Annotated in this window: 19 protein-coding genes and 1 rRNA gene; 14 read left to right on the top strand and 6 right to left on the bottom strand. The window is 61.7% G+C overall.

Features of this window, described 5'->3' with window-relative positions; genetic code table 11:
• The first annotated feature begins 8 nt into the window (after window positions 1-8).
• Window positions 9-120 (top strand): 5S ribosomal RNA (gene rrf / locus KLP40_RS10305).
• Between the two features lie 473 nt (window positions 121-593).
• Here the strand turns inward: rrf and KLP40_RS10300 are convergent.
• From KLP40_RS10300 to KLP40_RS10280, 5 genes are all read right to left on the bottom strand, one after another.
• Window positions 594-1,871: a M16 family metallopeptidase gene (locus KLP40_RS10300; RefSeq protein WP_215593686.1), complete on the bottom strand. Its 1,278-nt coding sequence runs from the start codon at window positions 1,869-1,871 to the stop codon at window positions 594-596.
• Window positions 1,872-1,889: 18 nt separating this feature from the next.
• Window positions 1,890-3,086, bottom strand: coding sequence for a type IX secretion system outer membrane channel protein PorV (gene porV, locus KLP40_RS10295; RefSeq protein WP_215593685.1), 1,197 nt, complete (start codon window positions 3,084-3,086; stop codon window positions 1,890-1,892).
• A 54-nt stretch (window positions 3,087-3,140) separates the two neighbouring features.
• Window positions 3,141-7,082, bottom strand: coding sequence for a type IX secretion system sortase PorU (porU, locus tag KLP40_RS10290; RefSeq protein ID WP_215593684.1), 3,942 nt, complete (start codon window positions 7,080-7,082; stop codon window positions 3,141-3,143).
• 191 nt (window positions 7,083-7,273) lie between these two features.
• Window positions 7,274-7,972: a CDP-alcohol phosphatidyltransferase family protein gene (locus KLP40_RS10285; protein ID WP_215593683.1), complete on the bottom strand. Its 699-nt coding sequence runs from the start codon at window positions 7,970-7,972 to the stop codon at window positions 7,274-7,276.
• A gap of 98 nt (window positions 7,973-8,070) precedes the next feature.
• Entirely contained in the window at window positions 8,071-8,706 is a 636-nt protein-coding gene (locus KLP40_RS10280; protein WP_215593682.1) for an MBL fold metallo-hydrolase, read from the bottom strand.
• 232 nt (window positions 8,707-8,938) lie between these two features.
• Between KLP40_RS10280 and KLP40_RS10275 the strand changes: the two genes are divergently transcribed.
• The 7 genes from KLP40_RS10275 to ccsA all read left to right on the top strand — a co-directional run bounded on the left by KLP40_RS10275 (window position 8,939) and on the right by ccsA (window position 18,676).
• The gene (locus KLP40_RS10275; protein ID WP_215593681.1) at window positions 8,939-10,048 is read left to right on the top strand and encodes an NAD(P)/FAD-dependent oxidoreductase; all 1,110 of its coding nucleotides are present in this window, start codon (window positions 8,939-8,941) and stop codon (window positions 10,046-10,048) included.
• Window positions 10,049-10,073: 25 nt separating this feature from the next.
• On the top strand, window positions 10,074-13,409 hold the full coding sequence (locus tag KLP40_RS10270; RefSeq protein WP_215593680.1) for a TolB-like translocation protein: 3,336 nt from the start codon (window positions 10,074-10,076) through the stop codon (window positions 13,407-13,409).
• A 187-nt stretch (window positions 13,410-13,596) separates the two neighbouring features.
• Window positions 13,597-14,238: a heme exporter protein CcmB gene (locus tag KLP40_RS10265; protein ID WP_215593696.1), complete on the top strand. Its 642-nt coding sequence runs from the start codon at window positions 13,597-13,599 to the stop codon at window positions 14,236-14,238.
• A gap of 158 nt (window positions 14,239-14,396) precedes the next feature.
• Entirely contained in the window at window positions 14,397-15,065 is a 669-nt protein-coding gene (locus KLP40_RS10260) for a cytochrome c biogenesis protein (protein WP_215593679.1), read from the top strand.
• Complete coding sequence (locus KLP40_RS10255) at window positions 15,046-15,324, top strand: CcmD family protein (RefSeq protein WP_317196765.1); 279 nt, start codon at window positions 15,046-15,048, stop codon at window positions 15,322-15,324. The genes KLP40_RS10260 and KLP40_RS10255 overlap by 20 nt, the downstream gene beginning before the upstream one ends.
• Window positions 15,325-15,488: 164 nt before the next feature.
• Window positions 15,489-15,914: a cytochrome c maturation protein CcmE domain-containing protein gene (locus KLP40_RS10250; RefSeq protein ID WP_215593678.1), complete on the top strand. Its 426-nt coding sequence runs from the start codon at window positions 15,489-15,491 to the stop codon at window positions 15,912-15,914.
• A 161-nt stretch (window positions 15,915-16,075) separates the two neighbouring features.
• The gene (ccsA, locus tag KLP40_RS10245; protein WP_215593677.1) at window positions 16,076-18,676 is read left to right on the top strand and encodes a cytochrome c biogenesis protein CcsA; all 2,601 of its coding nucleotides are present in this window, start codon (window positions 16,076-16,078) and stop codon (window positions 18,674-18,676) included.
• 411 nt (window positions 18,677-19,087) lie between these two features.
• Here the strand turns inward: ccsA and KLP40_RS10240 are convergent, their stop codons facing one another.
• Entirely contained in the window at window positions 19,088-21,259 is a 2,172-nt protein-coding gene (locus tag KLP40_RS10240) for a T9SS type A sorting domain-containing protein (protein WP_215593676.1), read from the bottom strand.
• 769 nt (window positions 21,260-22,028) lie between these two features.
• Here KLP40_RS10240 and KLP40_RS10235 point away from each other — a divergent pair.
• From KLP40_RS10235 to KLP40_RS10210, 6 genes are all read left to right on the top strand, one after another.
• Window positions 22,029-22,883: a Rossmann-like and DUF2520 domain-containing protein gene (locus tag KLP40_RS10235; RefSeq protein ID WP_215593675.1), complete on the top strand. Its 855-nt coding sequence runs from the start codon at window positions 22,029-22,031 to the stop codon at window positions 22,881-22,883.
• A gap of 66 nt (window positions 22,884-22,949) precedes the next feature.
• Window positions 22,950-23,279 carry a 2Fe-2S iron-sulfur cluster-binding protein gene (locus tag KLP40_RS10230; RefSeq protein WP_215593674.1) on the top strand — a complete coding sequence of 110 codons (330 nt, stop codon included), beginning with the start codon at window positions 22,950-22,952 and terminating at the stop codon, window positions 23,277-23,279.
• 126 nt (window positions 23,280-23,405) lie between these two features.
• Entirely contained in the window at window positions 23,406-23,642 is a 237-nt protein-coding gene (gene iscX, locus KLP40_RS10225; RefSeq protein ID WP_215593673.1) for a Fe-S cluster assembly protein IscX, read from the top strand.
• Window positions 23,643-23,730: 88 nt separating this feature from the next.
• Window positions 23,731-24,237: a KdsC family phosphatase gene (locus KLP40_RS10220; RefSeq protein ID WP_215593672.1), complete on the top strand. Its 507-nt coding sequence runs from the start codon at window positions 23,731-23,733 to the stop codon at window positions 24,235-24,237.
• A gap of 137 nt (window positions 24,238-24,374) precedes the next feature.
• A complete protein-coding gene (locus tag KLP40_RS10215) occupies window positions 24,375-24,569 on the top strand; it encodes a cold-shock protein (RefSeq protein WP_215593671.1) in 195 nt (64 codons plus the stop codon).
• Window positions 24,570-24,699: 130 nt separating this feature from the next.
• Window positions 24,700-25,611 carry a geranylgeranylglycerol-phosphate geranylgeranyltransferase gene (locus tag KLP40_RS10210; protein WP_215593670.1) on the top strand — a complete coding sequence of 304 codons (912 nt, stop codon included), beginning with the start codon at window positions 24,700-24,702 and terminating at the stop codon, window positions 25,609-25,611.
• Window positions 25,612-25,694: the final 83 nt, after the last annotated feature.

Raw genomic sequence — 25,694 nt, 5'->3', positions numbered from 1 at the left:
GCACAGATAATGGTGGCTTTAGCCCGGGTGTTCACCTCTTCCCATTCCGAACAGAGTCGTTAAGCCCCGGAGCGCCTATGGTACTGCCTTCACCGGTGGGAGAGTCGGTCGCCGCCAACCTTATCTAGCGAATCGCCCCGCGGCGTCCTGACAAGCCAGGATGCGCGGGGCGATTCCCGTTTAGGGCCCACCCGCCCAACGCCCCCTTGCGTGGCCCCCACCAAGGGCAAGCAGGCGGACGGATGCCAATAAGTTCCGTTAAGATGGCACAGGCCACACTATGCCGGATACGATAAGATACCCAAGTTGCATTTGTACAAAGTGACTGGTACCGTTTCAGTTGGCGTGAGAGCATCACCATGCAGTTTCTACCTTGGATTGCGGGTGTTTGGAACACAGATGAGCGGGGGCAGATGCAGAAAGGTTGCTTAGCTGTAGCTTACACAGCAGCTTTGATTGCAACTACGCTGAATTGGTTAACCAGAAATTTTCTCGTATAACATTTTCGGATGTCGTCATACGCAGAAATGATAAACGAAAAGAGCCCGCCTTCTTGAGAAGGCGGGCTCTTTTCGTTTGCCGGTATTAAGTTATCAGAGGGCCGGGCCAGCTATTATCTCGATCATCGACTCCGGAGAAAGGTACTGTTGGGCGAGCTGTTGCAGCGACTGGGCGTCTACCGCCTGCACTTGAGCCACAAACTCGGAGTAGTAGTTGGCAGGCAGGTGAAAGAAGATCAGGTTTTTGTATTTGTCGCACTGCTCAAATACGGTGCTGAGCTCGTTGGCGAACTTGCCGCTCATGTAGTTCTTTACCGTCTGCAACTCCGTTTCCGGGATCAGCTCCTGTTGGAGCATACGCAGCTCATGGTGAATTTCCCGTATGGCGGCGCTGGCGTTGGCTGCATTCACATCGGAGCCGATAACAAAGCTGGTGGCATGTTCGCGAGGGCCCACGCTGGCGTAAATGCCGTAGGTAAAGCCTTTATCTTCCCGGATATTCTTCATCAGGCGGGAGCCGAAGTATCCTCCCAGTACCTTCACCAACACCTGCAACTCGTGCGTTTGCGGGTGGGTGAGGGCGGGCCATAAGCGGCCAATGCGCAGCGACGACTGCAGGCTGCCCTCCAGCACTGCATAGTCCTGCGGCTGCACGTTGGCCGGGGAGAGCGACAAAGGCGTTGGGGTAGCTGGCACAGGCGGAATGCTGCCCAGCAGATTGGTCAGTAAGGCGCCGTGCTCTTGGGTTACATCACCACAGAGGAAAATTTCAGCTTGGCCGAAGTTGTAGTGCTGCTCGTAGAAGCGCCGCACTTCCGCGGCCGTGACGTCCTGGAAGGTAGTTTCATCAAAAGTGACGCCGTAAGGGTAGGTAGGGCCGAACAGGTTACGGGAAAACTGCTCCGAGGCTAGGTAGCTGCTCTTCTGGCGCTCTACCCGCACGTTTTGAATGGTGCGGGTCTTCACCTGGGCCAACTCCGCTTCGGGGAAGATAGGTTCGGTTAGTACGTCCAGCACCAGGGGTAGCAGGGGCGCGAGGTGGCGGGTGAGGCAGTAGAGCGTGAGCGTGGCCCGGTCGAAGCCCTGCTCGCACTCCAGGGAGGCGCCGTAGAAGGCCACTTCATCGGCAATCTGGCGGGCGGTGCGGGTGCGGGTGCCTTCCAGCAGCATGCGGGCCGCCAGCAGCGAAACGCCCGCGGTGGGGTCGTACCACTTGCCGGCTTTAAAGACCACCTGGAGGCGCACCACAGGCTGGGCATCGTTGCGCAGCACGTGCAGGCGGGCGCCGTTGGGGAGCGAAAACACGTCAGCCGCGGGCAGCGTTACGCGGGCCAGCGGCTGAACGGGAGGAGCGACGGTACGGTCGAGCATCAAAAGGGAAAAGAGGAGTTAGTTGGCGGGCGCATCGGAGGTGCCGAAGGCTTCACTCAACTCGTTGAAATTAAAGTGCAAGGAAACCCGCAAGGTCTGGGAGAGGGGGTTGGCTTTGGAGTTGGGCACCAGATACGTGCCATCCACCCCAAAAACCTGGTAGCGGACGCCGGCTCCGAAGCTCAGGTACTGCCGGGCACCCTTGGTGGGGTTTTCGTAGAAGTAACCGGCCCGTACCATCAGCAGGTCGTTGTACGAATATTCCACACCGCCGGACAGGTTAATTTCCTTCAACTCCTCGCTGAATCCGCCGGGGGCGTCACTGAATGAGCTGGTAATGCCCCGCACAATACCGTAGTCCCGACGCCTGGCATTTTCTTCTTCTACACCGGCTGCACGCGGATTCGTGGGGTCATTCTCGTCGTAGAAGGGACTCGGAACGAGCAATTTGTTGGCGTCGAATGTGAGAGTAATCTTGTTGTAGGCGTCCAGCTCCTTGGTAATAGCCGTACCGATCTTTAGGTTGGTTGGCAGGAAATCCGGACTGTTGGCCGTTGTGTAGGATATTTTGTTGCCGATGTTGGAGACTGCGGCTCCGAAAGCCAGGTTGTACTCACCGGGGCCGATAGTCAGATCGGTGTTGTAATAGGCACCCAGATCTACGGCCACAGCATTGCCAGGTTCAGTATCGCCAACGCTTCCGCCCGTAAGGTTGGAGCGAATGTAGCGGGCATTCAGGCCCACCCCGAAGTTGTCGCTCAATTTCTGACCGTAGCCAACAGTGAGGGCGTATTCCTTGGGGTTGAAATTGGTAGTGGCGTTGCCGAAGTTGTCGCGATACTGAATTTCACCCAGATTGAAATACATCAGGTTCGCAGAAAGCGTGGACCGGTCGCCGATTTTGGTAGTGCCGCTCAGGTAAGCCAGGCCCATATCGTTGGCAATGCTGGCCAGCCAGGGGGTGTAGGACAGCGAAGCTGTATGCTCGTAGCGCACGAAGCCCAGCTTGCCCGGGTTGTAGTAGCCGGCGTTGGCATCGGGGCTGATAGCTACTCCTGCTTCACCCAGGGCCGAGGAACGCGAATCGGGGCTGATGGTGAGAATGGGAACCGCGGTGGTAATGGCATTCACGCGCTGGGCGTGGGCGCCCGTGGCGGCCAGGCCCAGCAAACCGGGCAGTAGCACCGTGCGCAGGGACAGTTTCGGCAGTGTCATAGGGGAAAAAGAGAAAATGGAAGCGGAAAATAGGCGAAAAACCGGAAGGCCGGATTAGTTGAGCAACACCAGCTTTTCGTATTTCGAGGCCGTTGAGGTGTCGGAACCGTTGGCGGAACGGGTCCGGACGCTGACGCGGTACACGTACACGCCCCGGGCCAGCTGGTCCTGGTATTCGTCGCGGCCGTCCCAACTGATGGCCGCCACGTGGGAGGCGCTGCCAAAGGCCGAGCCCTGAAGCGTGCGCACCAATTTACCGGATACTGTGAAGATCTGCACCTGAATCTCCAGATCCTCGCCGTTACGGTTGTGGTCGAAGTGGAAGGTGGTGGAGCCCGCAAAGGGGTTGGGGTAGTTGAGCACGTGCTGCAGGGCCAGCTTCTCGGTAGAAGCGGCAATGAACTCCACGTTTTGTTCTGCCGAGTTGTTCCAGGTGTCCCAGGCTTTCACGCGTAGTTCGTGGGGACCGGGCGTGAGGTCCTTGAATTTGTACTCCACCCGGCCCACCTGGAAGCTGTCGGTTTTGGCCGTATAAAAGGAGTTGAGCACCGTTACTTTGCTGGCGTCGCCGTCGAGGGTGGCCGTCAGATCGTGGCCGATGCCCGTGCCGGCCGTATTAATGCCGCTTTCGTCGCGCAGGGTGCCCAGCAGCGTCGTGGTCAGGCCCGTGAGCCCCCCGAAGACAAACTGCTCGTTGTCCATGAACAGCCGGATGCGGGGCGGGATAGAGTCGCGGGTAGCCAGGGCGGCCGCATCGCCCACGGGCGTCAGGCGCTGGCCGTGGGCATCGGTGCGGGCCACGGGGTCGGCGGCGTACAGGCTGATTTTGCCCATGCCCACGCTGTAGTTGATATCCTTGGGCACTACGAACTGCACGTTGAACTTGCCGTCGCGCACACTGGCCGGGCCATCGTAAAGCACGTTTTCGCGCACCGGAATGGGCACGGGCGTATCACCGGGTTCGTTGCCCAGGGTTGTGAGGGCGGTTTTCTTCTCGAAAACCTGCACGTTGGCCGTACCCGTAAAGGCCGCGTTGAGCTGGCCCGCCTGCCGGATTTCGCCCGCAATGTTAATTTTTTGCAACGCCTTAAGCGTATCCGGCAGAGTGGAGGAGGCTGCCTTGCCGTTGATGGTCGTAACTACGGCCTCCTGCTCGGGGTAAGCCAGGCGCATGGAAGGGTCGCCGAGCAGGGCGTAGTTGCGGTTGTTGTCGCCGGCCACGGCAATATTTTTGGCCGTTTGGCAAATGTCACCGATGCGGGGCATCTGGCCGTCGGGCCGGCGCTGAAACAGGTCCTTGAAGAATTCGATGGCCAGGGCCTGGTTTTTATCGGCGTACACCACGCGGGTAGTCGTCAGCAGGCCGATGGCCCCACCGCTGATGTCGGTCAGGGACTGTTCGCCGGCCGACGTGAATTCCGGGTCATCGTAGGTGCTGAAGTCGCAGGTACCGGTGAACAGGAAGGAGGGCCGGGTTTCGTTCTGCAGGCGCAGAATGGAGCCGTTGGTGACAATCTGCTCGTCGGCCCAGCCTTTGGGCCCCCCGTGGCCGATGTAGTTAATCAACAGAGAGCCCTGTTCGAAGGCCTCATCAATGGCCTTTTCCGCCCTGGGCGACCGTTGTCCGGCGGCCACGGTGGTCTGCGGGAACAGGTCGAGGTAGAGTTTATACACATTGTAGCTGCGGGCCCCGGCCAGCGTATCGAGCGGCACGGCCAGCTGCTCGCTGTAGTAGCTGAACAGGTTACCGTCGCCGTCATCCGACACGAAGGAGAGCCGGTTGCGCCACTTACCATAGGTGGCCGGCGAGTCGTAATCGACGAGCTTTTTCGCAACGAGGGTGGATTGGAGCACCGTACGTACCGGCAGGCGGCCCACGGCAATATCCAGCAACTCGTTGCTGGTGTTGGGGCGCCACTCGCCTTCCGTATCGTCAAGCAGGCCGTAATAGTCGTCGGAGGAGTAAGTAAGGCCCCGCCCGTTGGGGCGGGCTCCCATCACCAGGTCGAAGCCTTCCACCGATTCGTACACCGGCACGAAGTTCTGGTTGATTTTATTGCTGTTGTTGGGCTGGCGGTCTTTCCACCAGTCGGGCAGCTGGGCGACGTCGTTGGTAGGGTCCGCCTTGTAGTCGTAGGAGGCGTCGCCGAACAGCAGCAGGTACTGGCGACGACCGGTGGTGTTGCGGTCATACACCATCTTCATCAGGTCGCGGATGGCCGTAACATCCTGGCCGCCGGAGCCAAATTCATTGTAGACCTGCGTGGTCGTCACCACCTGCACGTTCAGGCCGTCGTGGCTGGTGCGGTGGGCGGCCAGGGTGTTGGCGGCGGTCAGGAAGGCGGGGTGCGTTACAATCACCAGCTCCAGCGTACCGTCGAGGTTGAGGGCGTGCAGGTTCTGGTTGGCTACTTTGCCAAACGTGCGGGGCGCGGGGAAATCGGAGCCGCTGAAGGCCACAAACTCCCGGATGGTATCGGTGCGGGCCAGGAAGGTGCCGTTGCTGGCGGCCACGGCCAGCGGGCGGCGCGGGTTGGTCACGTCCCAGATGGTGGCGCTGCCCGCGTTACTGAGTTCGAACTGGCTGATGGCGCCGGGCGCAATGTTTTCGAGGGAGCGAAAAGCCAGCTGGTTGCCACTCAAGCGCAGCTGCCGGGGCGCGTTCAGCTCCAGGTAATCGAGGTAGCCTTTGGCGGCCGGGGCGCCGCTGCCGTTGTAGCTCAGGCTCAGGCTGAACTCGGTGGGCGGGGAAGCGGGCACGGCGAACTGCAGGGTGGCCAGGTTGGTATTGGCTCTCTCCGGATAGCAGCCGAACCCACCCGTGCAGTTGTAGCCCGGCACTACCTGCGAGGCCAGATTCTGGCCGTTGACGCTGCTCTGAAATACGGTGGGCGACGACGAAGCGGCCACCACCGAAGAAGTAATCTGAGCGACGGAGCCCGGCACCAGATCGGCCACGGGCAGCGTGAAAGTGCGCGTCGGCTGGGCACTGGTCGAGAATTCTTCACCCACCCACACCCGGCCCGACTTGGCAAGGTTAAGCAGGTCGCGCTCGTAGAACTGGCGGTCGAGGAAGGTTGTGATGCGGGTGCCGGCGGGGCCGTTCACGACTGGGGCCGCCGGAACGCGGCGGCCGGCGGCGGGCCCCACGGTCAGGAAGTAGTAGGCCGTGTCGGCGTAGGGGTTGAGGTGGTGGCGGAAGCGGGCGTTGTTCCCATCGCGGGTCCAGGTGTGCGGTCCCACGGCATAAAACAGGAAGTATTCGTTGTCGTCGAGGGTGGCGTTGGCGTCGCCCACGAAATGCAGGTTGTTCTCGGCCAGGTCGTCGGGGCGGTAGGCGCTGTTGGCCTGGGGCAACGTGCCCATGGCATTGCCGAACAGGCGCAGACGGCTGGGGTCAAGGCCCTGGGTGTTGAGACCGAGCTTGCCGAGGGTAGCTTTATCAAGTTTGTAGATACCGTTAGTGGGCACCCCAACCTTAAACCAGTCACCCTGGCTGAGCACCGATTCGCGGGCGTAGGCATGCGTGGCCTGGGGGCGGCGGGCCGTGGTAGAATAGGCGTAGGCGAAGGAAACCAGCTTTTCGGCCTGGCCGGTCTGGGGGTTGCGGCGCAGGGGCTGGATGGCCAGCAGCGTTACGGGCTGGCGAGCTTCGGTCCCGAACGTCAGGCGCAGGGCCGGGGTAGCCGGCAGGGCCGAAAGATCGAGCTGGCGGGCCTCGGCGGCGGGCACGGCCTCGTACACGGTTTCGCGCAGCTCGCCCTGGGCCACGGTGCCGGACAGGCGCAGCTGCAGCGTGCCCACCTGCTCGTTACGGCCGAACGAAGCTCCCCGAAACGAGGGTACCCGCCGTTGCTGACCTTTGATGGCCACCGGCTCGGTGCCGGTCCAGCTAATTCGGCTCCGCACCAGCTGCTCGCCCGACTGCGCCCGGGCCGCTGACCCCAGCACGCTCAGCAGCAGCGTCAGCAGGCCCCAGAACGTAGAATGTCGCATACGCAAAAGCTCAAAAAAATCGGGGTGGATAAACGGAGATACTACGAGCAGCAACAGGTTGGTCGGTAACTCAGTTCAGCGCACGTAGGTTAACTGCTTCGCGGGGAGAATATTGCCCGGCAACCCTGAGAATATTACCGGCCTACAGTAAACGGAGCCCAACCAGGCTCCGGATTGCCGGGGGCCGGCACTCAGGCCATGGGCGGCTTGGCGGGCGTCAGAATCGAGAGGACCACGTAGAGCAGAATAATCAGGGGCACGGCGGCGGCGCCCAGGGTCACGAGCAGGCCAGCGCTCAGCAGCAAAAAGACCAGTCGAACCTTGTTTTCCTGCCAGCGCAACGATTTAAACTTGAGCGCGAACAGAGGCAGCTCGGCAACCAGCAGGCCTGAAAGTACCAGCGTGAGGGCCAGCAGCACCCAGGGGTTGAGAATGAAGGGGCTCAAGGCGAAGCGGTCCTGGTCGAGAATGAGGGGCAGCGCGGCCACCACCAGCGTGCAGGCCGGGGTAGGCAGGCCGATAAAGGAATCCGACTGGCGGGTGTCGTTGTTGAATTTGGCCAGGCGCAGGGCCGAAAATACGGTCACGATGAAGCCGGCGTACGGCAGCCAGCCGGGCAGGCCGGCTCCGCTCTGCTGCAGCAGCGCGAACAGAAATGCCCCGGGCACCACCCCGAATGATACGACGTCGGCCAGCGAATCCAGGTCTTTGCCAATGGGCGAGGACACGTGCAGGGCCCGGGCCAGCAGTCCGTCGAAAAAGTCGAACAGCGCCGACAGGGCCACGAAATAGGCCCCGGTTACCAGATCACCGGCAAAAATATGGCAGAGCGCCAGGCACCCCGAAAACAGGTTCAGGCAGGTAACCGCGTTAGGAATATGTCTTTTCAAAGGGTTCTGGGGGGCTGAGGGTCTGGGGGACTGAGGGTCTGGGGGACTGGGGGGCTTGGATTGTTGAACATCATCCCAGCCCCTCAGTCCCCCAGGCCCTACTTCAGAAACGGGTTGCTGCGGCGCTCCTGGCCGATGGTGGTGGCGGGACCGTGGCCGGAGTAGACCACCGTTTCGTCGGGCAGGGTCAGGAGCTGGCGGCGGATGCTGGTGAGGAGCGTGTCGTAGTCGCCGCCGGGCAGGTCGGTGCGGCCGATGCTGCCCTGGAAGAGCACGTCGCCCCCGATAACGGTGCTGGTGGGCGCGTGGTAAAATACTACGTGCCCGGGGGCGTGGCCCGGGGCAAAGCGCACCTCCAATTCTGTTTCGCCAAAGCGCAGGGGCTCGCCGGCCGTCAGAAAGCCCGTGGGCTCGGCGGGGTTGTAGCGCGGGAAGCCGTAGCTGGGGGCGTACGTGGGCACCGAGCGCAGGGTGGGCAGGTCGGCTTCATGCACCAGAAATGGCACCTGGTAGGTGTCGATAATAAACTGATTGCCCAGCACGTGGTCGATGTGGCAGTGGGTATTGACCAGCAGTTCCACCCGCAGGCCCCGGGCCTCTATGAACTGCTGCAGGGCCTGCTGCTCGGCCCGCTCGTAGCAGCCCGGGTCAACCACCACGCAGGCGCCGGTGGCGTCGTGAAGCAGGTACGTATTTTCGGAAAACGGATTAAACGTAAAGCCGGAAACGGTCATGGCGGGGGAAGGAGAAACAAAAGCGGATTTAAAGAAGCAAGGTAAGACGAAATTGGGTTGTGGGGGGCTCGGGGGCTCGGGGGCTCGGGGTCTTGGGAGTCTTGGGGGCTTAGGGTCTTGGAGAACCGCCGACTAAGAAGTCAGGAAGTCTTGGTTGTTCAGTTATTCAAGACCCCAAGCCCCCAAGACCCTAAGCCCCCCACAACCCAATTTCGTCTTACCTTGCCCGCCTATGATGCGCGTTGAGTATTTGATTGTCGGCTACGGCATTGCCGGGGCCACGCTGGCGGCCGAGCTGCGCGGGCGGGGCCATTCCGTGCTGGTGCTGGATGTGGCCCGGCCCGATTCGGCCTCGCGGGTGGCGGCCGGTCTGATGAATCCGGTGGCCGGCAAGCGGTTCGCCCTGGCCTGGCGGGCCGATGAGCTGCTGACCGCCGCCGGGGCCTTCTACCGCGCCCAGGAACAGCGCCTGGGCCAGCGTTTCTTGCACGAGCTGCCCATCGTGAAGCTGTTCTCCTCCGTACAGGAGCAGAACACCATGCTGGCCCGCAGCGCCGATGCGCCCTGGCTGGACTTCGTGACGGACGCCACCGGCGAGCTGCCCGCGCTGCCCGGAGTACAGCAGGAGCTGGGGGGGCTACGCATCCGGCGCGGGGGCTTCGTGCTGGTGGAAGAGCTGCTCACAGCCCTGACCGCCGAAGGGCTGGCCGCCGGCTGGCTCCGGCACGAAACTTTTGACTGGGGCCGGCTTGTTGCCGATTCGGCCGGCGGTTTCACTTACGCGGGCCGGGTGCAGACCCGGCACGTCGTCAGTTGCGAAGGCGCCGCCACCCTTCAGAATCCGTACTTTGGCTGGCTGCCGCTCACCCCCAACCAGGGCGAGGTGCTGACGGTGGAGTGTCCCGGTCTGCCCTCCGCTACGGTGCTCAACAAGGGCGCCTACGTGGTGCCGCTCGGGGGCAGCCGGCTGCGGGTGGGGGCCACGTACCGCTGGCCGCCCTTTGCGGCGGGCACCACGCCCGAAGCCCTGGCCGAACTCTCGGACCGGCTGCGCACCATTACGCCCCAGCCCTTTACGGTGGCCGACCAGCGGGCCGGCGTGCGGCCGGCCGTGCGCGACCGGAAACCGCTGCTGGGCACGCACCCGGAAACGCCGGGCGTACACGTGTTCAACGGGTTTGGCTCCAAGGGCGTGATGATGGCCCCGCGCCTGGCCCAGGTAATGGCCGACTGGCTGGAAAATGACGTAGCGCCCTGGCCCGAAGTCAATATCCGGCGCTATCTTACGTTATACTCTCCCCCGAATTCCGGCCCGCCGGCCTCCCCCGTTTCCCGCCCCTAGCTCTCCTTCGTTTTCCCGTCCCGATATGAAGCACTTATCCTTACTCTCCCGGCCGGGTGTGCAGCGGCCGGCCGGCCTGGCTGCCCTGTTGCTGGGGTTGCTGCTGACCGATGGCGGTCCGGCCCGTGCCCAGACGGCCCAGGAACCCTTCGGGCGGGTGCGGCTCCAGTATAAGGATTTCAACTGGCAGCAGCTCAGTACCCAGAACTTTACGATCTACTTCTACGCGGGGGGCGAAATCAACGCCCGCCACGCGGTCGAATACGCCGAAAAGGAGCTCCAGCGCATCACGGGCCTGATTGGGTACTACCCGTACTCGAAAACGACCATCATGCTCTTCAACTCCGTTGGCGACCTGCGCCAGAGCAACGTGGGCCTGAGTACCGAGAAGTACCAGACCGGGGGCGAAACCTCGCTGCTGCGCATGACCAAGGTGCAGATTGCCTTCCAGGGCGAGCAGACGCGCTTCAAGCAGGATTTGAGCAGCCGTATCACCCAGGTGCTGCTCAACGACATGATGTACGGGGGCTCGCTCAAGGAAATTATCCAGAGCAGCTACCTGCTCCAGCTGCCCGACTGGTTTATCAGCGGGGCTTCAACCTACGCGGCCCAGGGCTGGAGCGTGGAAATGGATGACTACATGCGCACCATGACCCGGGAGCACGAGGGCAACCGCACGGCCCCGTTTTTCCTGCGCAACCCCGAGCTGGCCGGCCAGAGCGTGTGGAACTACATTGCGGAGCGCTACGGCTACACCAGCATCCAGAACATTCTGAACCTGACGCGCATCACCCGCGACGTGGAAGTGGGCATCAGCTCCTCCCTGAATGTGCCCTACAAGGTATTTCTCAAGGACTGGCTCGGCTACTACCGCCAGCTCAACGCCCAGCCCCAGACGCCTTATCAGGAAGCCGACGAGAAGAACAGCCTGGCCGGCCGCAACCGCCGGGGCACCCTCTACAGCCAGCCCGTGCTCAGCCCCAACGGCCAGCAGCTGGCCTACGTGCAGAACGACCTGGGCCGCTACCGGGTGCTGGTGGTAAACAAAAACGGTAAGGGCCGCGACGTAATTCACCGCGGCGGCTACAAAACGCCCGATCAGCAGGTGGAAACCCGCCTGCCGGTGCTGGCCTGGCGCGGCAACAGTCAGGTGGCCGTGGTGGAAGAAGATAAGGGCCTGCTGCAGCTGCAGCTGCGCGAGGCTAACGGCGGCGTGAGCAATACCGTCGCCCGCCTGAAAAGCCTGCTGCCCAGCTTCGGCCGCCGCACCTCCCTGTTCGCTCCCTTCTCGCAGGTAACCGACCTGAGCTACTCGGGCGACGGCAAATCGGTGGTATTCAGTGGCGTGCGCGACGGGCAGAACGACCTGTATCTGCTGCGCGCCGGCAGCCGCACTCCCGAAAAGCTTACCAACGACGTGTTCGACGACGTGCAGCCGGCCTTTCTGCCCGGGGGCGGCGGTATCGTGTTCAGCTCCAACCGCTGGCTTGATTCGGCCGGTACGGCTCGGGGCAGCTTCGGGGCCGTGGTCAACAACTTCGACCTGTACCTTTATCACCTCGATGGCCGCACCCAGCCGGTGGAGATGCTGGTGAACACCATCTCCAACGAAGGCCGGCCCCGGCCCATTTCCGATACGGAGGTAGTGTTCGTGAGCGAAGAAAGCGGGGTACGCAGCCTCTACCGCCTGGCTCTGGCCACCCGCCAGTACCGGCCCGTGTCGAGCTTTCTGGCCAACATCAAGGATTTCGACTACAACGCCACCACCAATACGCTGGGCTTCGTCTCGATGACCGATGGGCGCGAGAACGTGTATCTGTACCCCAACTATACCCTGCCCGAAGATCTGACGCTGGCCAAAACGGCCCGCCAGGAAATTCTGGAAGACCGCTCCCGCCCCGCTAAAGCCGCCGTACCCGCCGCCAGCCGCCCCGGGCCCACGGTGGCCAGCGCCACCCAGCAGCAGGGCGGCCAAAGCCTGGCCCCGGCCCAGGAAACTGCCCCGCCCGCCGCTCCGGCGCCCAAGGCTCCGGCCGGCCGCGTGAATACCAATGAGTATGAGTTCGACGAGGATATTCCGGCTTCCCGGGCCGATCCGGCAACGGTGAAGCGTCGGGCCGCTACGGTAGTAGCCCTGCCCAAAACCGCACCGGCCGCGGCGGCCGCCCTGACCGGGCCCTTCCGCTACGATACCCAGTTCAGCATCGATAACGTGGTGTCGACGCTGACTACCGACCCGCTGCTGGGGCTGGGGCTGATGGGGCAGGTGAACATGTCGGACCTGATGGAAGACCACCGCATCCAGGCCGGCATTTTTGCCCTCACCGACCTGCGCACCAGCAACATCTTCGCCGAGTACACCAACCTCAAGCACCGCTACGACTGGAGCATCCGCTACCAGAAGCAGGCGTATTTCGTCGATTTTGAGGGGGCAATCATCGATCGGGTCCGTTTCGGGCGCCACGAGATTGCGCCTACGGTGGCGTATCCGCTCACCCATAACCTGAGCGTGCGCCTGGGCCCGCGCTTCGTGAACGTGAGCCGCCGGACTTACTCCGACCTGGCCAATACCAACGACGAAAACCGCAATTACCTGGGCGGCGAAGGCGAGCTGGTGTTCGATAACTCCCTGGTTACCGGCGTGAACATGCTCCAGGGCACCCGCATGAAGGCCGGCATCACCCGCCTCTACGACCTGGACGGGCGCAATACCGACTTCACCAAGATCTTCATCGATTTGCGCCACTACCAGAAACTGCACCGCCAGCTGATCTGGGCTAACCGGGCAAGTTTCGGCCAGTACATCGGGGGCGGCTCGGCCCAGCCCTTCTTCCGCCTCGGCGGCATGGACAACTGGCTCAACTACGACTACGCCGACACCCAGCTTATCACGGCCGACCAGACCAGCGTAACCGGCCCCAACCAGCTGGACCCGACGCAGATGTTCTATCAGCAGTTCGTGACCAACCTGCGGGGCTTCGATTACAGCAAGCGGGTAGGGCAGAAGTACGTGCTCTTCAACTCGGAGCTGCGCCTGCCCATTGTGCAGTATTTCTCGCGCCGGCCCATTGAATCCGGGTTTTTCCGCAACCTGCAGCTCACGGCCTTCGGCGACGTGGGTACGACCTATTCGGGCGGCAATCCGTTCAGTGTGAACAACTCCAACAACACGCGCGAGGTGACGCTGGGCAACTTCACGGCCACGGTTATCAACTTCACCAACCCGCTGCTTTACGGCTACGGGGCCGGCATGCGCACCACTATGCTGGGCTTCTACGTGAAGGGCGACGTGGCCTGGGGGCGGGAGCAGTACACCACCAAAGGGCCCAAAGTCTACGTCACGCTCGGGTACGATTTCTAGCCCGACCGGGCTCACGACAACGCGCCGGCCGGTTTTCCACCCTGGAAAACCGGCCGGCTGGCGTTTGGGGCGGTCAAATTGCAGTATTCCGCCGCGGGGGGCGGCTAATCCGGGGGTTGGGTTGTATCTTTGCCGTCCGTTTACCAGCCGTGTTGCCGTGACGCTTCTGAGCGAAATTTGGGTGTTGATGCAGAAGGACTTCCGCCTGGAATGGCGGCAGCGCGCGGCCCTCAACGGCATGCTGCTCTACGTGAGCAGCACAGTGTTCGTGTGCTACCTGAGCTTTTCTTCCCGGGGCGGTCAGCTGCCGGCTCCCGCCTGGAACGCCCTGTTCTGGATTGTGCTGCTGTTCTCGGCCGTGAATGCCGTGGCCAAGGGGTTTCTGCAGGAGAGCCGGGGCCGGATGCTCTACTACTACACCGTGGTGCGACCCCAGGCCGTGATTCTGGCCAAAATAGCCTACAACGCGTTGCTGCTGCTGGGCTTGGCGCTGGTAGCCTTCGGGCTGTACGCGGTGGTGCTGGGCAACCCGGTGCAGGACGTGCCCCTGTTCGTGGGCACCGTGCTGCTGGGGGCCGTGGGCTTCGCCAGCACCCTCACGCTGGTATCGGGCATAGCGGCCAAGGCCACCAACAGCAGCACCCTGATGGCCGTGCTCGGCTTTCCGCTGATGGTGCCCATGCTGCTGCTGCTCATCAAAGTTTCCAAAAATGCCCTCGACGGCCTCGAATTCGAAGCCAGCCGCAGTTCCCTGCTCACGCTGGTGGCCCTGAACATGATTGTCGGGGCCGTGTCCTACCTGCTGTTTCCGTTTCTGTGGAGAAGTTAGGAGGCAGGATCTAGAAGTCAGGAGCTAGAATGTTGTTTCTCACAGGCCACGATGACATTAAGGAACTGAAAATTGTTATGTATCTACCTCGCAGAAAAGCAGCTTTTGAAGCCGCAGAAGTGCTCCTGACTCCTAGCTTCTAACTTCTGACTCCTCAAATGAAAAACTGGTGGAAAGCCCTGAGTGTGGTGCTGTTGCTGTACGTGGCGGTAGCGGGTATGCTGCTGCCGGTGCCGCGCCTGGCCATTCTCAACGAAACCATTCGCAACCTCTACTTTCACGTGCCCATGTGGTTCGGGATGACGTTCATTCTGGTGGCCTCGGTGTACTACTCGGTGCGTTACCTGCGCACGCCCACGCCCGAGCTCGACATCCGGGCCCATGAGGCGGCGCGCACGGGCATTCTGATGGGCTTCGTGGGGCTGGCCACGGGCAGCATCTGGGCCAAATTCACCTGGGGTGCGTGGTGGACCAACGACCCCAAGCTCAACGGCGCCGCCATTGCCATGCTCATCTACGGGGCCTACCTGGTGCTGCGCTCCTCCTTTACCGATGAGCAGCAGCGGGCCCGGGTGTCGGCCATCTACAACATCTTCGCCTTCGCCACGGCCATGCCGCTGTTCTACATCCTGCCCCGCCTCACCGACTCGCTCCACCCCGGCGCGGGCGGCAACCCGGCCTTCGCCAAGTACGACCTCGATAGCAACATGCGCCTAGTGTTTTACCCGGCCGTGATTGGCTGGACGCTGCTGGCCTTCTGGCTGGCCCAACTGGCCAGTCGCGTTTCCCTGCTCAAACTCAAAGTATATGAAAAACAGATTGCGTAATTGGGGTCTTGGGGGCCTGGGGGCTTGGGAACTTGGATTTGCGGGCCGCGCCGGGCTGCTGGTGCTGGCCCTGCTGCTGCCGGTGCTGCAAGCCGCCGCCCAAACCCCCGATCAGCCTGAAATGGCCGATGCGCTCCGCGGCAGCGGCAAGATTTACGTGGTAGTAGCCGTGATTGCGGTGGTGCTGGCCGGCCTGCTTTTCTTCCTGATTTCCCTGGACCGCAAGCTCACCCGCCTGGAAAAAGAGCTGGAAGAGTAGGTGAGATGGTGAGTTGACGTTCATGGGTTCTGCCCGCGCCGTCAGGCCCCCTAAACGTCAACTCACTATTTCACCATCTAACCTTTTTGCGGACCTTTGTGGTCCACTTTGCTGTTCTGCACTGACTTCGGGCTCCAATTGGGGCCGCCCATTGTTTCATTGACATGAAAAAAGCGCACATCTTCGTCATGGCCATCATTGCTGTGGCCATTGCCATTATCACCAGCACCGCCGGCGACGCCAGCGTGTACGTGTCGTTCAAGGAAGCCCGGGAGCGGGCCGCCGAGGGCAACCTCACCAAGGTACACGTGGTGGGCCGCCTGCCCCGCGACGGTCAGAAGAACATTATGGGCCTGGAGTACAACCCCACCCTCGACCCCAATTATTTCGCCTTCACGCTGGTAGATACCAACCGTATCGCCCAGCGGGTGGTCTACTTCAACCCCCAGCCCCAGGATTTCGACAAATCGGAGCAGGTGGTCATCACCGGGGCCATGCGCAACGACATTTTCGTGGCCGATAAAATCCTGCTCAAGTGCCCTTCCAAGTACGTGGAGAAGGACATCAAGGGCGCCACTGCTGCGCGGTAATTTAGTCCTAGAAAGGGTAGCTGTGTTTTACTCACTGGTTCAGGGTAAAACGCGTTTTGCTGTGTGTCACTGGTATGGTTGCCACTTACCCGCAAAACAACTTCCGGTCAGGCTGGTAGATATTCCGACAGGCTGATTTTCGCTTTTCCAATGCTTTCCCCATGTTGAATACCTTCATTGGCAACGCCGGGCACCTGAGTGTCATTGTAGCCTTCGTCGCCGCTTCGGTGGCCGCGTACTCCTACTACATGGCTGCCCGGGGCCGCGCCCTCGGCGACACCGACGCGGCCTGGCTGCGCATCGGGCGGGGCGCCTTCCTGGTGCATGCCGTGGCCGTTATTTCCGTGATTGCGTGCCTGTTCGGTATCATTCATGGTCACCGCTACGAGTACTACTACGCCTGGAGCCACAGCAGCAACCACCTGCCGGTGTACTACATGATTTCCTGCTTCTGGGAAGGGCAGGAGGGCAGCTTTCTGCTCTGGATTTTCTGGCACGTGTGCCTGGGGCTGATTCTGCTACGCGCTTCTAAACGCTGGGAAGCCCCGGTCATGACCGTTTTCGCGGGCGTGCAGCTCTTTCTGACCTCCATGATTCTGGGCGTGGTGCTCGGCGACCTGAAAATCGGCTCCTCGCCCTTTATCCTGCTGCGCGACTTCATGCCCGACCTGCCGGTCTGGAAAACCAACCCCAACTTCGTGCCCGAAGACGGTACCGGTCTCAACGCCCTGCTCCAGAACTACTGGATGGTGATTCACCCGCCTACCCTGTTTCTGGGCTTCGCCCTCACGCTGGTGCCCTTCGCCTACGCCGTGGCCGGCCTCTGGAAGCGCGAGTACACCAAGTGGGTGCGTCCGGCCATGCGCTGGACGCTCTGGGGCGGCCTGATTCTGGGCGTGGGCATCATGATGGGCGCCTACTGGGCCTACGAAACCCTCAACTTCGGGGGCTACTGGAACTGGGACCCGGTAGAAAACGCGGTGTACATTCCATGGCTGGTACTGGTGGCTTCCCTGCACGGGCTGGTGCTCTGGCAGCGTAGCCGCACGGCCCTGCGCACCTCCTTCGTGCTGGTGATAGCCACCTTCCTGCTGATTCTCTACGCCACCTTCCTCACCCGCTCGGGCGTGCTGGGCAACGCCTCCGTGCACTCCTTCACCGACCTGGGCCTCTCCGGCCAGCTGATCATTTACTTGGCGGCCTTCGTGGTGCTGAGCATTGCCCTGCTGGTGGGGCGCTGGAAACAGATTCCCGTCTCGGACAAGGAACTGACTACCTACAACCCCGAGCTATGGGTGTTTGTGGGAGCTACGGTGCTGTGCCTGGGGGCCTTCCAGGTACTGTTCACCACCAGCATTCCGGTGTACAACGCCTTCCTGGGTTTCGTCGGGATTAAGTCCAACCTGGCGTTGCCCGCCGACCAGATTGCCCACTATACCAAGTTTCAGCTCTGGATGGGGGTGGCCGTGGCCTTCCTCTCGGGCCTGGCCCAGGTGATGTGGTGGCAGAAAAATGACAAGGCCAGCCTGACGAACACGCTGACCGTGCCGGCCCTGCTCACGCTGCTGGGCGCGGCCCTCGTGATTCTGCTGGTGCAGTACTACGGCCATAAAATGGAGCCGGCCTACATCGTGCTCCTGACTACGGCGTTGTTTGGGGTGCTGGCCAACGTGAGCATGGTGTTCACGCTGATGCGGCGCAAAGTGAGCCTGTCGGGCGGGGGCGTGGCCCATATTGGTATTGCCCTGATGCTGCTGGGCATTCTGGCTTCGGCCGGTTACTCCAACATCATCAGCCAGAACGTGTCGGGCCTGCTTTACTCCCGCGAGTTCGACCAGACCACCAACCAGGATAACGTGCTGCTCTGGCGCAACGACCCGGCTCCGATGGGCCCCTACGACGTGCGCTACACCGGACAGTACTTCGACGTGCCCGGCGTGCCCGGCTACGTCGACAAGCAACTGCTCTTCCGCACTGCCGACGAGTACAAGGCCCTGGCCCGCGCCGACATCAAGCGCGGGGATGAGCTGTACTACAAAGCCGGTGACACGCTCGAAATCCTGCCCGAGAACACCTACTACCGCGTGGAGTACCAGAACCGCGAGACCAAGGAGAAATTCGTGCTCTATCCCCGCGCCCAGGTAAATGAGCAGATGGGCGGCCTGCTGGCCTCACCCGATATCAAGCAATTCCTCGACCACGACATCTACTCCCACATCAGCGCCGTGCCGCCCATTGATCAGGAGAAGGATTGGAGCGAGGTGAAGGAGCACGTGCTGAGCGTGGGCGACACCATCGTACTCAACGACTACATTGCCGTGTTCCGGGGCGTAGGTCCCGCCCACCAGACTGCCGGCCTCGGCCTTGGCAAGGATGATCTGGCTATTCAGGGCGACTTTCTGGTGTACGGGGAGAAGAAGCAGTACCACGTGCATCCCGTATTTGTGGTGCGCAACCGCCTCATTGGCCGCGTGCCCGATGAAGTGGAGGATTTGGGCCTGCGCCTTTCCTTCCTGAACGTAGACCCCCAGCAAGGTAAATTCACCTTCGGCGTGAGCACTACCCAGAAGGACTATATCATCCTGAAAGCCGTGGAAAAGCCCTTCATCAACCTGCTCTGGAGCGGTACACTGCTCATGGCCGTAGGCTTTGGCATGGCCCTCTACAAGCGCCGCCGCGAAACGGAAGCTACGGCCGTAACCGAGCCTGCCGGCAGTGCCCGTCCGCGCCCCGTGGTGCCCCAGCCCCGGCAGGTAGCCTAACAAAAAGTCTCTATCTCAAGCAAAGCGCCCCCGACTCTCCTGAGTCGGGGGCGCTTTGCTTGGGGGCTAAAAAGGACCCGGCATTGTGCCGTCCCGGGGCCGCTGCGCGCGTCACCACCTGCTAACCGAAGGCATTGGCTTTCGTCAAGTTGAAGGCTGATGGTGTAGCATGAACTGTGTATAGCGCCCGCGTACTGTGGAAGCCCTTACAGCCAAGCAGCCACGCGACCTGCACAGTCCGCGTTACGGAGAGGCCGAGCTCACTAAGCCAGAGGGTTAGGAAATGGGCAGCACTGAAGCTGCGTAACCTGATGCGTGCGCCGGGTTGACCAACAGGCGGGACCGGTTATGAAAAGCGCATAAAAAAAGGGCCGCCCACCGGGCGGCCCTTTTTTTATGCGCGGGTCAGACTTACTTCTGGATGGCGATGCTGCGCACCATGTACTCGTTGCCGTTGCGCACCTTCACGGTGTACAGGCCGTTGGCGAGGTCCGAGAGGTCAACCTGCGTGGTACCGTTGCTGCGCACCGTTTCGGTGTGCACGCGCTGGCCCAGCATGTTGGTCACTTCTACCTGCAGGCCGTTTTTGGCGCTTACGCCGCGCACGTCAACGGTGAGGTTGCCGGCGGTGGGGTTGGGGTAGAGGGTAATGGCCTGCAGCAGGGCTTTCGACGAGCTGGTAACGGCCGCGGCGGTTACCGTCACGTCGTCCACGTAGAGGTTGAACTGGTTGGCGGCGCTGTAGGCGTGGAAGCCCACGTAATAGTTGCCATCGGCCGTGGGCGTGATGGGCAGTACCTGCCCGGCGGCCGTCCCGGCTACAGCGGTAGCATATTCGGCGTTGGTGATGGCCTCGTTCTGCCACAGCAGGGTGGTCTGGGAAGCGGCCGTAGCGGCCGTACCGTATTTCACTTCCAGCTTCTCGGTGTTGCTGGGCTGCGCACCCCGGTACTTAAACGACACCAGGTACGTAGTGCCGGCTTTCAGGGCCAGGGGGTTGGTGTAGAACCAGTCATCGGCCGCGTTCGTGGCGCTGTAGGCGTAGCGGATCTGGTTAGGCGCGGAGGCCGGGAAACGGCCGGCTCCGTCGTTGCCCACTATCGTCCAGGTTTTGCCGTCGTTGTTGTTATCCGCAACGGTAATGCCGCAGGGAATAGCGCCGGGCAGTACGCTGTCGAAGTTCTGCGCGTAAGGGAAGGCAGCAATAACGGGCGGCTCACATACCGTTTTGAACGAGAGCGGACCCGTAAAGGCGCTGCGGTCAGTGGCACTGCAATTGGCGCGCACATAGACATCGTACTCCGTGTTGTTGGTCAAGCCGGTCAGGGTGAAGGGAGAAGCCGTGGCCGCTACGGTGGTACCGGCAGTTGTTGGGTCGAAGCCCCGGGGACCATACACGATGCTGTAGCCCGTGGCGTTAGCCGGGCCACTGAACGTAACAACCACCGACGTAGTGGTAACGGCAGTAAGCGTAACGGCGGTGGGAGGCGGGCAGGTTACTACCGGACTGGTAACAGCTTCAATCATGAAAGCACCCAAGTTGACGTCTGCCACATCTTCCGGCGTTCCACCGGCCAGCGGCAGCACAAAGTAGGCATCTGTCCGTGCCGGATCTTCCTGACCCTGAACTGCTACCGGGAAATAAGCCGCTGCCCCTGCTGTCTGAGCCAGTCCTACAAGGAAGTCGCCGGCACTGATGTTTCCATTCAGCGCAAAGGATTTGTCTTTGCCTATATCATCCGACGTAACGACGTAATCCAGCGAGCGGGCAATGATATTTCCGGCCGGACTGGTTACAACGGCATATACCGTATTGCCCACGGCATTGGCACTCTGCAGTCGTACGGTCACACCGGTAACGGTGCGGTCGACTGAAGAGGTATATTTGGTAGCCAGGATTCCGGAACCAGAGCCAAAACCTACGGAACTTGTTTCCGCTACCCCCGGGCGAGCATAGGCGAAAGTGGTCGTGTTGACCTGCTGCGGATACGTGGCGGTGTTATTGCCTTGGTTATCGTCGGTCGGAATGCTAACCGTAACGGTATTCGTGCCGGTGGCGGTAGGGGTAAAGGGAGCAAAGGCCACAACGGCCGAATCACCAATACCCAGGCTGGCCACAGTTTGCGTATTGCTGAACGTATTGGCCCCGCTGACAGCAGCCGTAACAGTCAGATTGGTCAGGTCTGTTATGCCGGTGTTGATTACCAGTGCCCGGATAACGTGCGGGGCACCCGCCGGTATCGGCAACTTACCGAGCGTATAAGTCTGGGCAACGGCGGCGTCGGTGGCCGGGGAGCGGAAGCGGTAGGTGCGGCCCGGGTCAGGCAGGAAAGTGTTGCGCACGAAGTGCGGGGCGTACGAGAGGCCAGAGGGCGTAGTCACGGTGTTCTGGAATACGGTCGTGGTCCAGGCACTGGCGCTTGAGGCCTTGTAAGCCAGGCTAATATCGTCGAGTTCAGCAGAGGCACCTTTCAGGCCCACGTAAAAACCCCGGCCTACAGCCGTATTACCACTGCTGGTCCAGTTGCCATACACAAACTCAATGGTGTTGCCAGCCTCATAGAGCTTAATCTGGAACTCCATCGTTTTGAACTGCGAGGCCGCGCTACCGCCGGGCTTGTCAGTCAGGTTTTTAAACTGAATCGTGCAGACGCGGCTTCCAGCAGCCCCGGTAGTGAATACCCGGTAAGAGGTAGGAGAGGCCGTCTGATCAGCCGCACTCGTGATGTCCAGAATGGATATCGGAGCAATGATATTTTGATCGGCATCATTGAGGATGGCCTCGGTATCAGCCGGGTCAACCGTGCCGGTGCTTCCCAGTTTGATAAACCCGTTTGTGTTGAGAACGAATTGGGTAAAATCAGTACCATTAAACTGGAAAGCGAAGCCGATGTCTTGGGCAGTGGAGTTAGCGTCGTCTAAGTTAGGCGTGGTGATTACCCGCCCGTTGGTGCCAAGATCAGTGTACGTGCCAGCTACGTTTTGCGCTGCGCTACTAGGATATCCCAGAGCTGCCGTGCGTTTCGCCGTGGCGGTCCGATTTAAAACGTTGTGAAAGGTGAATTTCGCCTTTGGCACCTGCCGTGACGACATAGTTTCTTGAGCCGCTGCTGAAGTAGCCAGGCCCAGCAAGCCCATAAAGGCTAGCTTGCGCCAGGTGCCGACGGGCGTAACCTTCTTGTAGAGTTGTGTCATAGAAAAGAGACAGAAAGAAAATGGGGAAATGCAAAAATGAAGTAAGGGTTCCGCGCGCCTCAATTGGCAACCAGGGACGCTTTGAGTGCACAAGTTGTCGAATTTTGGGCAAAATATTGATTGATTTTTCATAAAAACCCGCAAAAGGATAAACACAATGATGATTACTGGTGCTGCTTCTACCGGCCCGCAAGGACTTTTCACCTCTCTGCGAGTGGTGCTGCTGGGGGCCGGGCGAGTGGCCGGGCACCTGGGGCCGGCGCTGGCTGCGGCCGGGCACGCCGTGGTGGGTGTCTGGAGCCGCACGCCCGAATCGGCCACGGCGCTGGCCGCGCGGCTGCCGGCGGCGGCGGCGTTTTCCGGCCCGGCAACGCTACCAGCAGCCGATATTTACATTCTGGCCCTGCCCGATGCGGCGGTGCCGGCGGTACTGGCGGCGGCCGGCTTTCCGACGGGCAGTCTGGTCGTGCACACGGCCGGGGCATTGCCGCTGGCTGTATTCGCGGCGCACCCGCAACTGCGCGGGGGCGTACTGTACCCGCTCCAGACCTTTGGGCCGGGCCGCACCATTCACTGGCCCACCGTGCCCCTGTGCCTGGAAGCGGCCGAGGTGACCGGCCTGGCTACGCTCCGCCGCCTGGCCGGGACTTTGAGCCAGGATGTGCGGGAGATGGATTCGGCCCGGCGGCTACAGCTGCACGTGGCGGCGGTGTGGGCCAGCAACTTTCCCAATCACCTGCTGGGCATTGCCCGGGAACTGCTGCAGCAGGCTGGCCTGCCCTGGGAGCTGCTGCACCCGCTCATCCGCGAAACCGTGGACAAGGCCCTGGTCCAGCCCCCATTTGCCGCCCAAACCGGCCCCGCCGTCCGCCACGATGCGGGCACACTGGCCCGCCACGAAGAGGCGCTGGCGGCCCATCCGCGCTGGCAGGCGCTCTATCAGGGGCTTACGGCCAGCATTCAGGAAGCGGCCCGGGGCGCGGAAAACAATCCGCCAACCCGCCAGCTTTGATTCGGAGGGAGGCGTCTGTACCTTTGCCCCCTCAAATTTTCGCCTCGACTTACCTAGCATTCCGCCGTGAAAGCCGTCAATATCACCTTCAAATTTCAGGACGGCCAGCCCGACCAGACGCACGTAGCCGCCGAAGGCGAGTCGGTGCTGGATGTGGCCCTCAACAACGATATTCAGCTGCAGCACAACTGCGGCGGCGTATGCGGGTGCAGCACCTGCCACGTATATATTGTAGCCGGCGAGGAAGACCTGCCCGAAATTTCGGATAAGGAGGAAGACTTCATCGACCGCGCCGAGAACCCGCGCATCAACTCCCGCCTGGGCTGCCAGTGCGTGGTGCAGGGCAACGCCGACGTGGTGGTGCTCATTCCGCCCCAGCACTTCCTGGGCCACTAGATTTTTTAATGTGACGAATGTGAAGAATGGGGAAAATGTGAGTGCTGTGCTGCTAGGCCAGCCTCCTCATCATTTTCTGGATTCCGCACACTTCCCACATTTTCCACATTCAGCACATTCAACGCTATGAACCACTTTGAGCCCCCGATGCAGTGGAGCGACCATGAAGACATTGCCATGGCCCTCTACGAGAAATTCGGCGACGACTTTGCCGAAGCCAAAATTTACCGCATCCGCTTTACCGAGCTGCTGGACTGGGTGATGAGCCTGCCCAACTTCGAAGGCACCCGCGAGCAGTCCAACGAAGGCCACCTGGAGCAGATTCAGGCCAAGTGGGTGTACGAGTGGCGGGATAATCAATAGATTTCGGCCGGTTTACCAAGCGCCGCGGAGTAGTTGCCCCACCGGCCCGCCCGGGTGCCCAACTGCTCCGCGGCCTTTTTTACTGCTTATGGATAAGACGACGTCTGGCGCGGCCGATTTAACGGCCATCAAAGTATTCATCTTCGATGTAGATGGGGTGCTGACTGACGGCACGCTGCTGGCCCTGAACACGGGTGAGCAGGCCCGTACCTTCCACATCCGCGATGGGTACGCCGTGCGCCACGCCCTGCGCAAGGGCTACCGGGTGGCCATCATCTCGGGCCGGGAGGAGGAAGGCGTGCGCCGGCGCCTGGAATCCCTGGACGTGCGCGACATGTACCTGGGGGTGGATGACAAGATGAAAATCTTCAACAACTACCTCAATACCTACCACCTGAGCCCCGAGCACATTGCCTACATGGGCGACGACATGCCCGATCTGGAAGTTATGCGCCGTTGCGCCGTGGCCGCCTGCCCCGCCGATGCCGCTACCGACGTGCGCGCCGTCAGCAATTACGTGGCGCAGTTGTCCGGCGGGCACGGGGCCGTGCGCGAGCTGATTGAGGCCGTGATGAAGGCCCAGCAGACCTGGTAGAAGCCCTCGGCCCGGCCCTGGGCGGGTGAAATGAAGGCAAACCTGGACGGTGTAAGACGGGGATTTTCGGGGGTTGTGCTTTTGCAAAATCCCTCTATATTTACCCGACCATCATCAACCCATTTTCTTTTTTTTTCATGAAAACAGGCACCGTAAAGTTCTATAATGAAGACAAGGGCTATGGCTTCATTACGGAAGACGGCACGAAGGAAGATTTCTTTGTCCATGTTACCGGCCTGAACGGGGGCCAGATCCAGCAGAACGACCGCGTGGAGTTTGACACCCAGGAAGGTCGCAAAGGCATCAATGCCGTGAACGTGAGGCGCGTATAGCTGCTGCCTGCTCACCGGCTGCGGCCCACCAGAACGCCTCTTCCGCCTTTCGGAAGGGGCGTTTTGCTTTCGTCGGCCCGGCGTGGTGCATCTTTGCAGCCGTCGTCCTGCCCGTTTGGCCTTTCTGCCCATGTCGTTGTCGTCTTCCTCCGCTGAGTCTGTTGCGCCCGCCGGGGAAGCGGGGGGGAGGGGGCGGCAGCTGGCCCGCCTGATCCGCCTGCCCAACCTGCTCATGATGGCCCTGTGCCTGCTGCTGGTACGGGCCTGCCTGCTGCTGCCGCACGCTTCCTGGCCCCAGGTGCTGGCCCCTGGTTTCGGCCTGCTGGTGCTGGCGGCCATCTGCATCGGGGCGGCCGGCTACATCATCAACGATTACTACGACGTGAAGATTGACGCCATCAACCGGCCCGGGCGGCTGGTGGTGGGCCGGGCCGTGAACCGCCGCCACGCCATGCTGGCCCACCTGCTGCTCTCGGGCGTGGGCGTGGTGGCAAGCGGGCTGCTCTCGCCGCTGCTGGGCCTCGTGAACCTGGGCTCGGCGCTGCTGCTGTGGGGGTATTCGGTGCGCTTCAAGCGGGTGGCGCTGGTGGGCAACGTGAGCATTGCCACCCTCACGGGGGCCCTGGTGCTGCTGCCCGAGCTGCAGCTGCAAACCGGCTCCGGCGCCGTGTGGGGCTACGCCCTGGCCGCTTTCCTGCTGACGGTGGTGCGCGAAATCGTGAAGGACGTGGAGGATATGCGCGGCGACGCCCAGCACGACTGCCACACCCTGCCCATTGTGTGGGGCGTGCCGCGCACCAAATGGGTGGCGGGCTTTTTCCTGGCCTGTCTGGTGCTGCTGGTGGCCGGCGCGGCGCACAATGCGCTGGCCAGCCACCAGACCGGGCTGGGGCTGTGGCTGCTGGCGCTGGTGCTGGGGCCCCTGCTGGTGCTGGCCTACCACCTGCGCCGGGCCGACCGGCGGCAGCATTTCGCCCGCCTCAGCGCCTGGTGTAAGGGCGTGATGCTGGCGGGCGTGCTCTCGATGCTGTGGCTGGTGTGAACGAGGGAGGCGCAACCGACAACCGCGGCGGGCTCCGCTGCGTTAGTAGCTCCACGGCCCCGGCGGCCGGCTACTCAGCCGGC

It is taken from the genome of Hymenobacter piscis (assembly GCF_018760735.1).
GTDB lineage: Bacteria > Bacteroidota > Bacteroidia > Cytophagales > Hymenobacteraceae > Hymenobacter > Hymenobacter piscis.
Note: the sequence above shows the minus strand (reverse complement) of the source record. Positions and strands in the feature narration are given on the sequence as shown.

Bases quoted from the DNA above. Each gene is read 5' to 3' on its own strand.
- KLP40_RS10280 (WP_215593682.1), bottom strand. From the start codon at position 8,706: ATGACCGTTTCCGGCTTTACGTTTAATCCGTTTTCCGAAAATACGTAC.
- KLP40_RS10255 (WP_317196765.1), top strand. From the start codon at position 15,046: ATGAAAAACAGATTGCGTAATTGGGGTCTTGGGGGCCTGGGGGCTTGG.
- KLP40_RS10235 (WP_215593675.1), top strand. From the start codon at position 22,029: ATGATGATTACTGGTGCTGCTTCTACCGGCCCGCAAGGACTTTTCACC.
- KLP40_RS10220 (WP_215593672.1), top strand. From the start codon at position 23,731: ATGGATAAGACGACGTCTGGCGCGGCCGATTTAACGGCCATCAAAGTA.
- KLP40_RS10240 (WP_215593676.1), bottom strand. From the start codon at position 21,259: ATGGAGTTCCAGATTAAGCTCTATGAGGCTGGCAACACCATTGAGTTT.
- ccsA (WP_215593677.1), top strand. From the start codon at position 16,076: ATGTTGAATACCTTCATTGGCAACGCCGGGCACCTGAGTGTCATTGTA.
- porU (WP_215593684.1), bottom strand. From the start codon at position 7,082: ATGCGACATTCTACGTTCTGGGGCCTGCTGACGCTGCTGCTGAGCGTG.
- KLP40_RS10215 (WP_215593671.1), top strand. From the start codon at position 24,375: ATGAAAACAGGCACCGTAAAGTTCTATAATGAAGACAAGGGCTATGGC.
- KLP40_RS10265 (WP_215593696.1), top strand. From the start codon at position 13,597: ATGCAGAAGGACTTCCGCCTGGAATGGCGGCAGCGCGCGGCCCTCAAC.
- iscX (WP_215593673.1), top strand. From the start codon at position 23,406: ATGAACCACTTTGAGCCCCCGATGCAGTGGAGCGACCATGAAGACATT.
- KLP40_RS10270 (WP_215593680.1), top strand. From the start codon at position 10,074: ATGAAGCACTTATCCTTACTCTCCCGGCCGGGTGTGCAGCGGCCGGCC.
- KLP40_RS10210 (WP_215593670.1), top strand. From the start codon at position 24,700: ATGTCGTTGTCGTCTTCCTCCGCTGAGTCTGTTGCGCCCGCCGGGGAA.
- KLP40_RS10300 (WP_215593686.1), bottom strand. From the start codon at position 1,871: ATGCTCGACCGTACCGTCGCTCCTCCCGTTCAGCCGCTGGCCCGCGTA.
- KLP40_RS10260 (WP_215593679.1), top strand. From the start codon at position 14,397: ATGAAAAACTGGTGGAAAGCCCTGAGTGTGGTGCTGTTGCTGTACGTG.
- porV (WP_215593685.1), bottom strand. From the start codon at position 3,086: ATGACACTGCCGAAACTGTCCCTGCGCACGGTGCTACTGCCCGGTTTG.
- KLP40_RS10250 (WP_215593678.1), top strand. From the start codon at position 15,489: ATGAAAAAAGCGCACATCTTCGTCATGGCCATCATTGCTGTGGCCATT.
- KLP40_RS10275 (WP_215593681.1), top strand. From the start codon at position 8,939: ATGATGCGCGTTGAGTATTTGATTGTCGGCTACGGCATTGCCGGGGCC.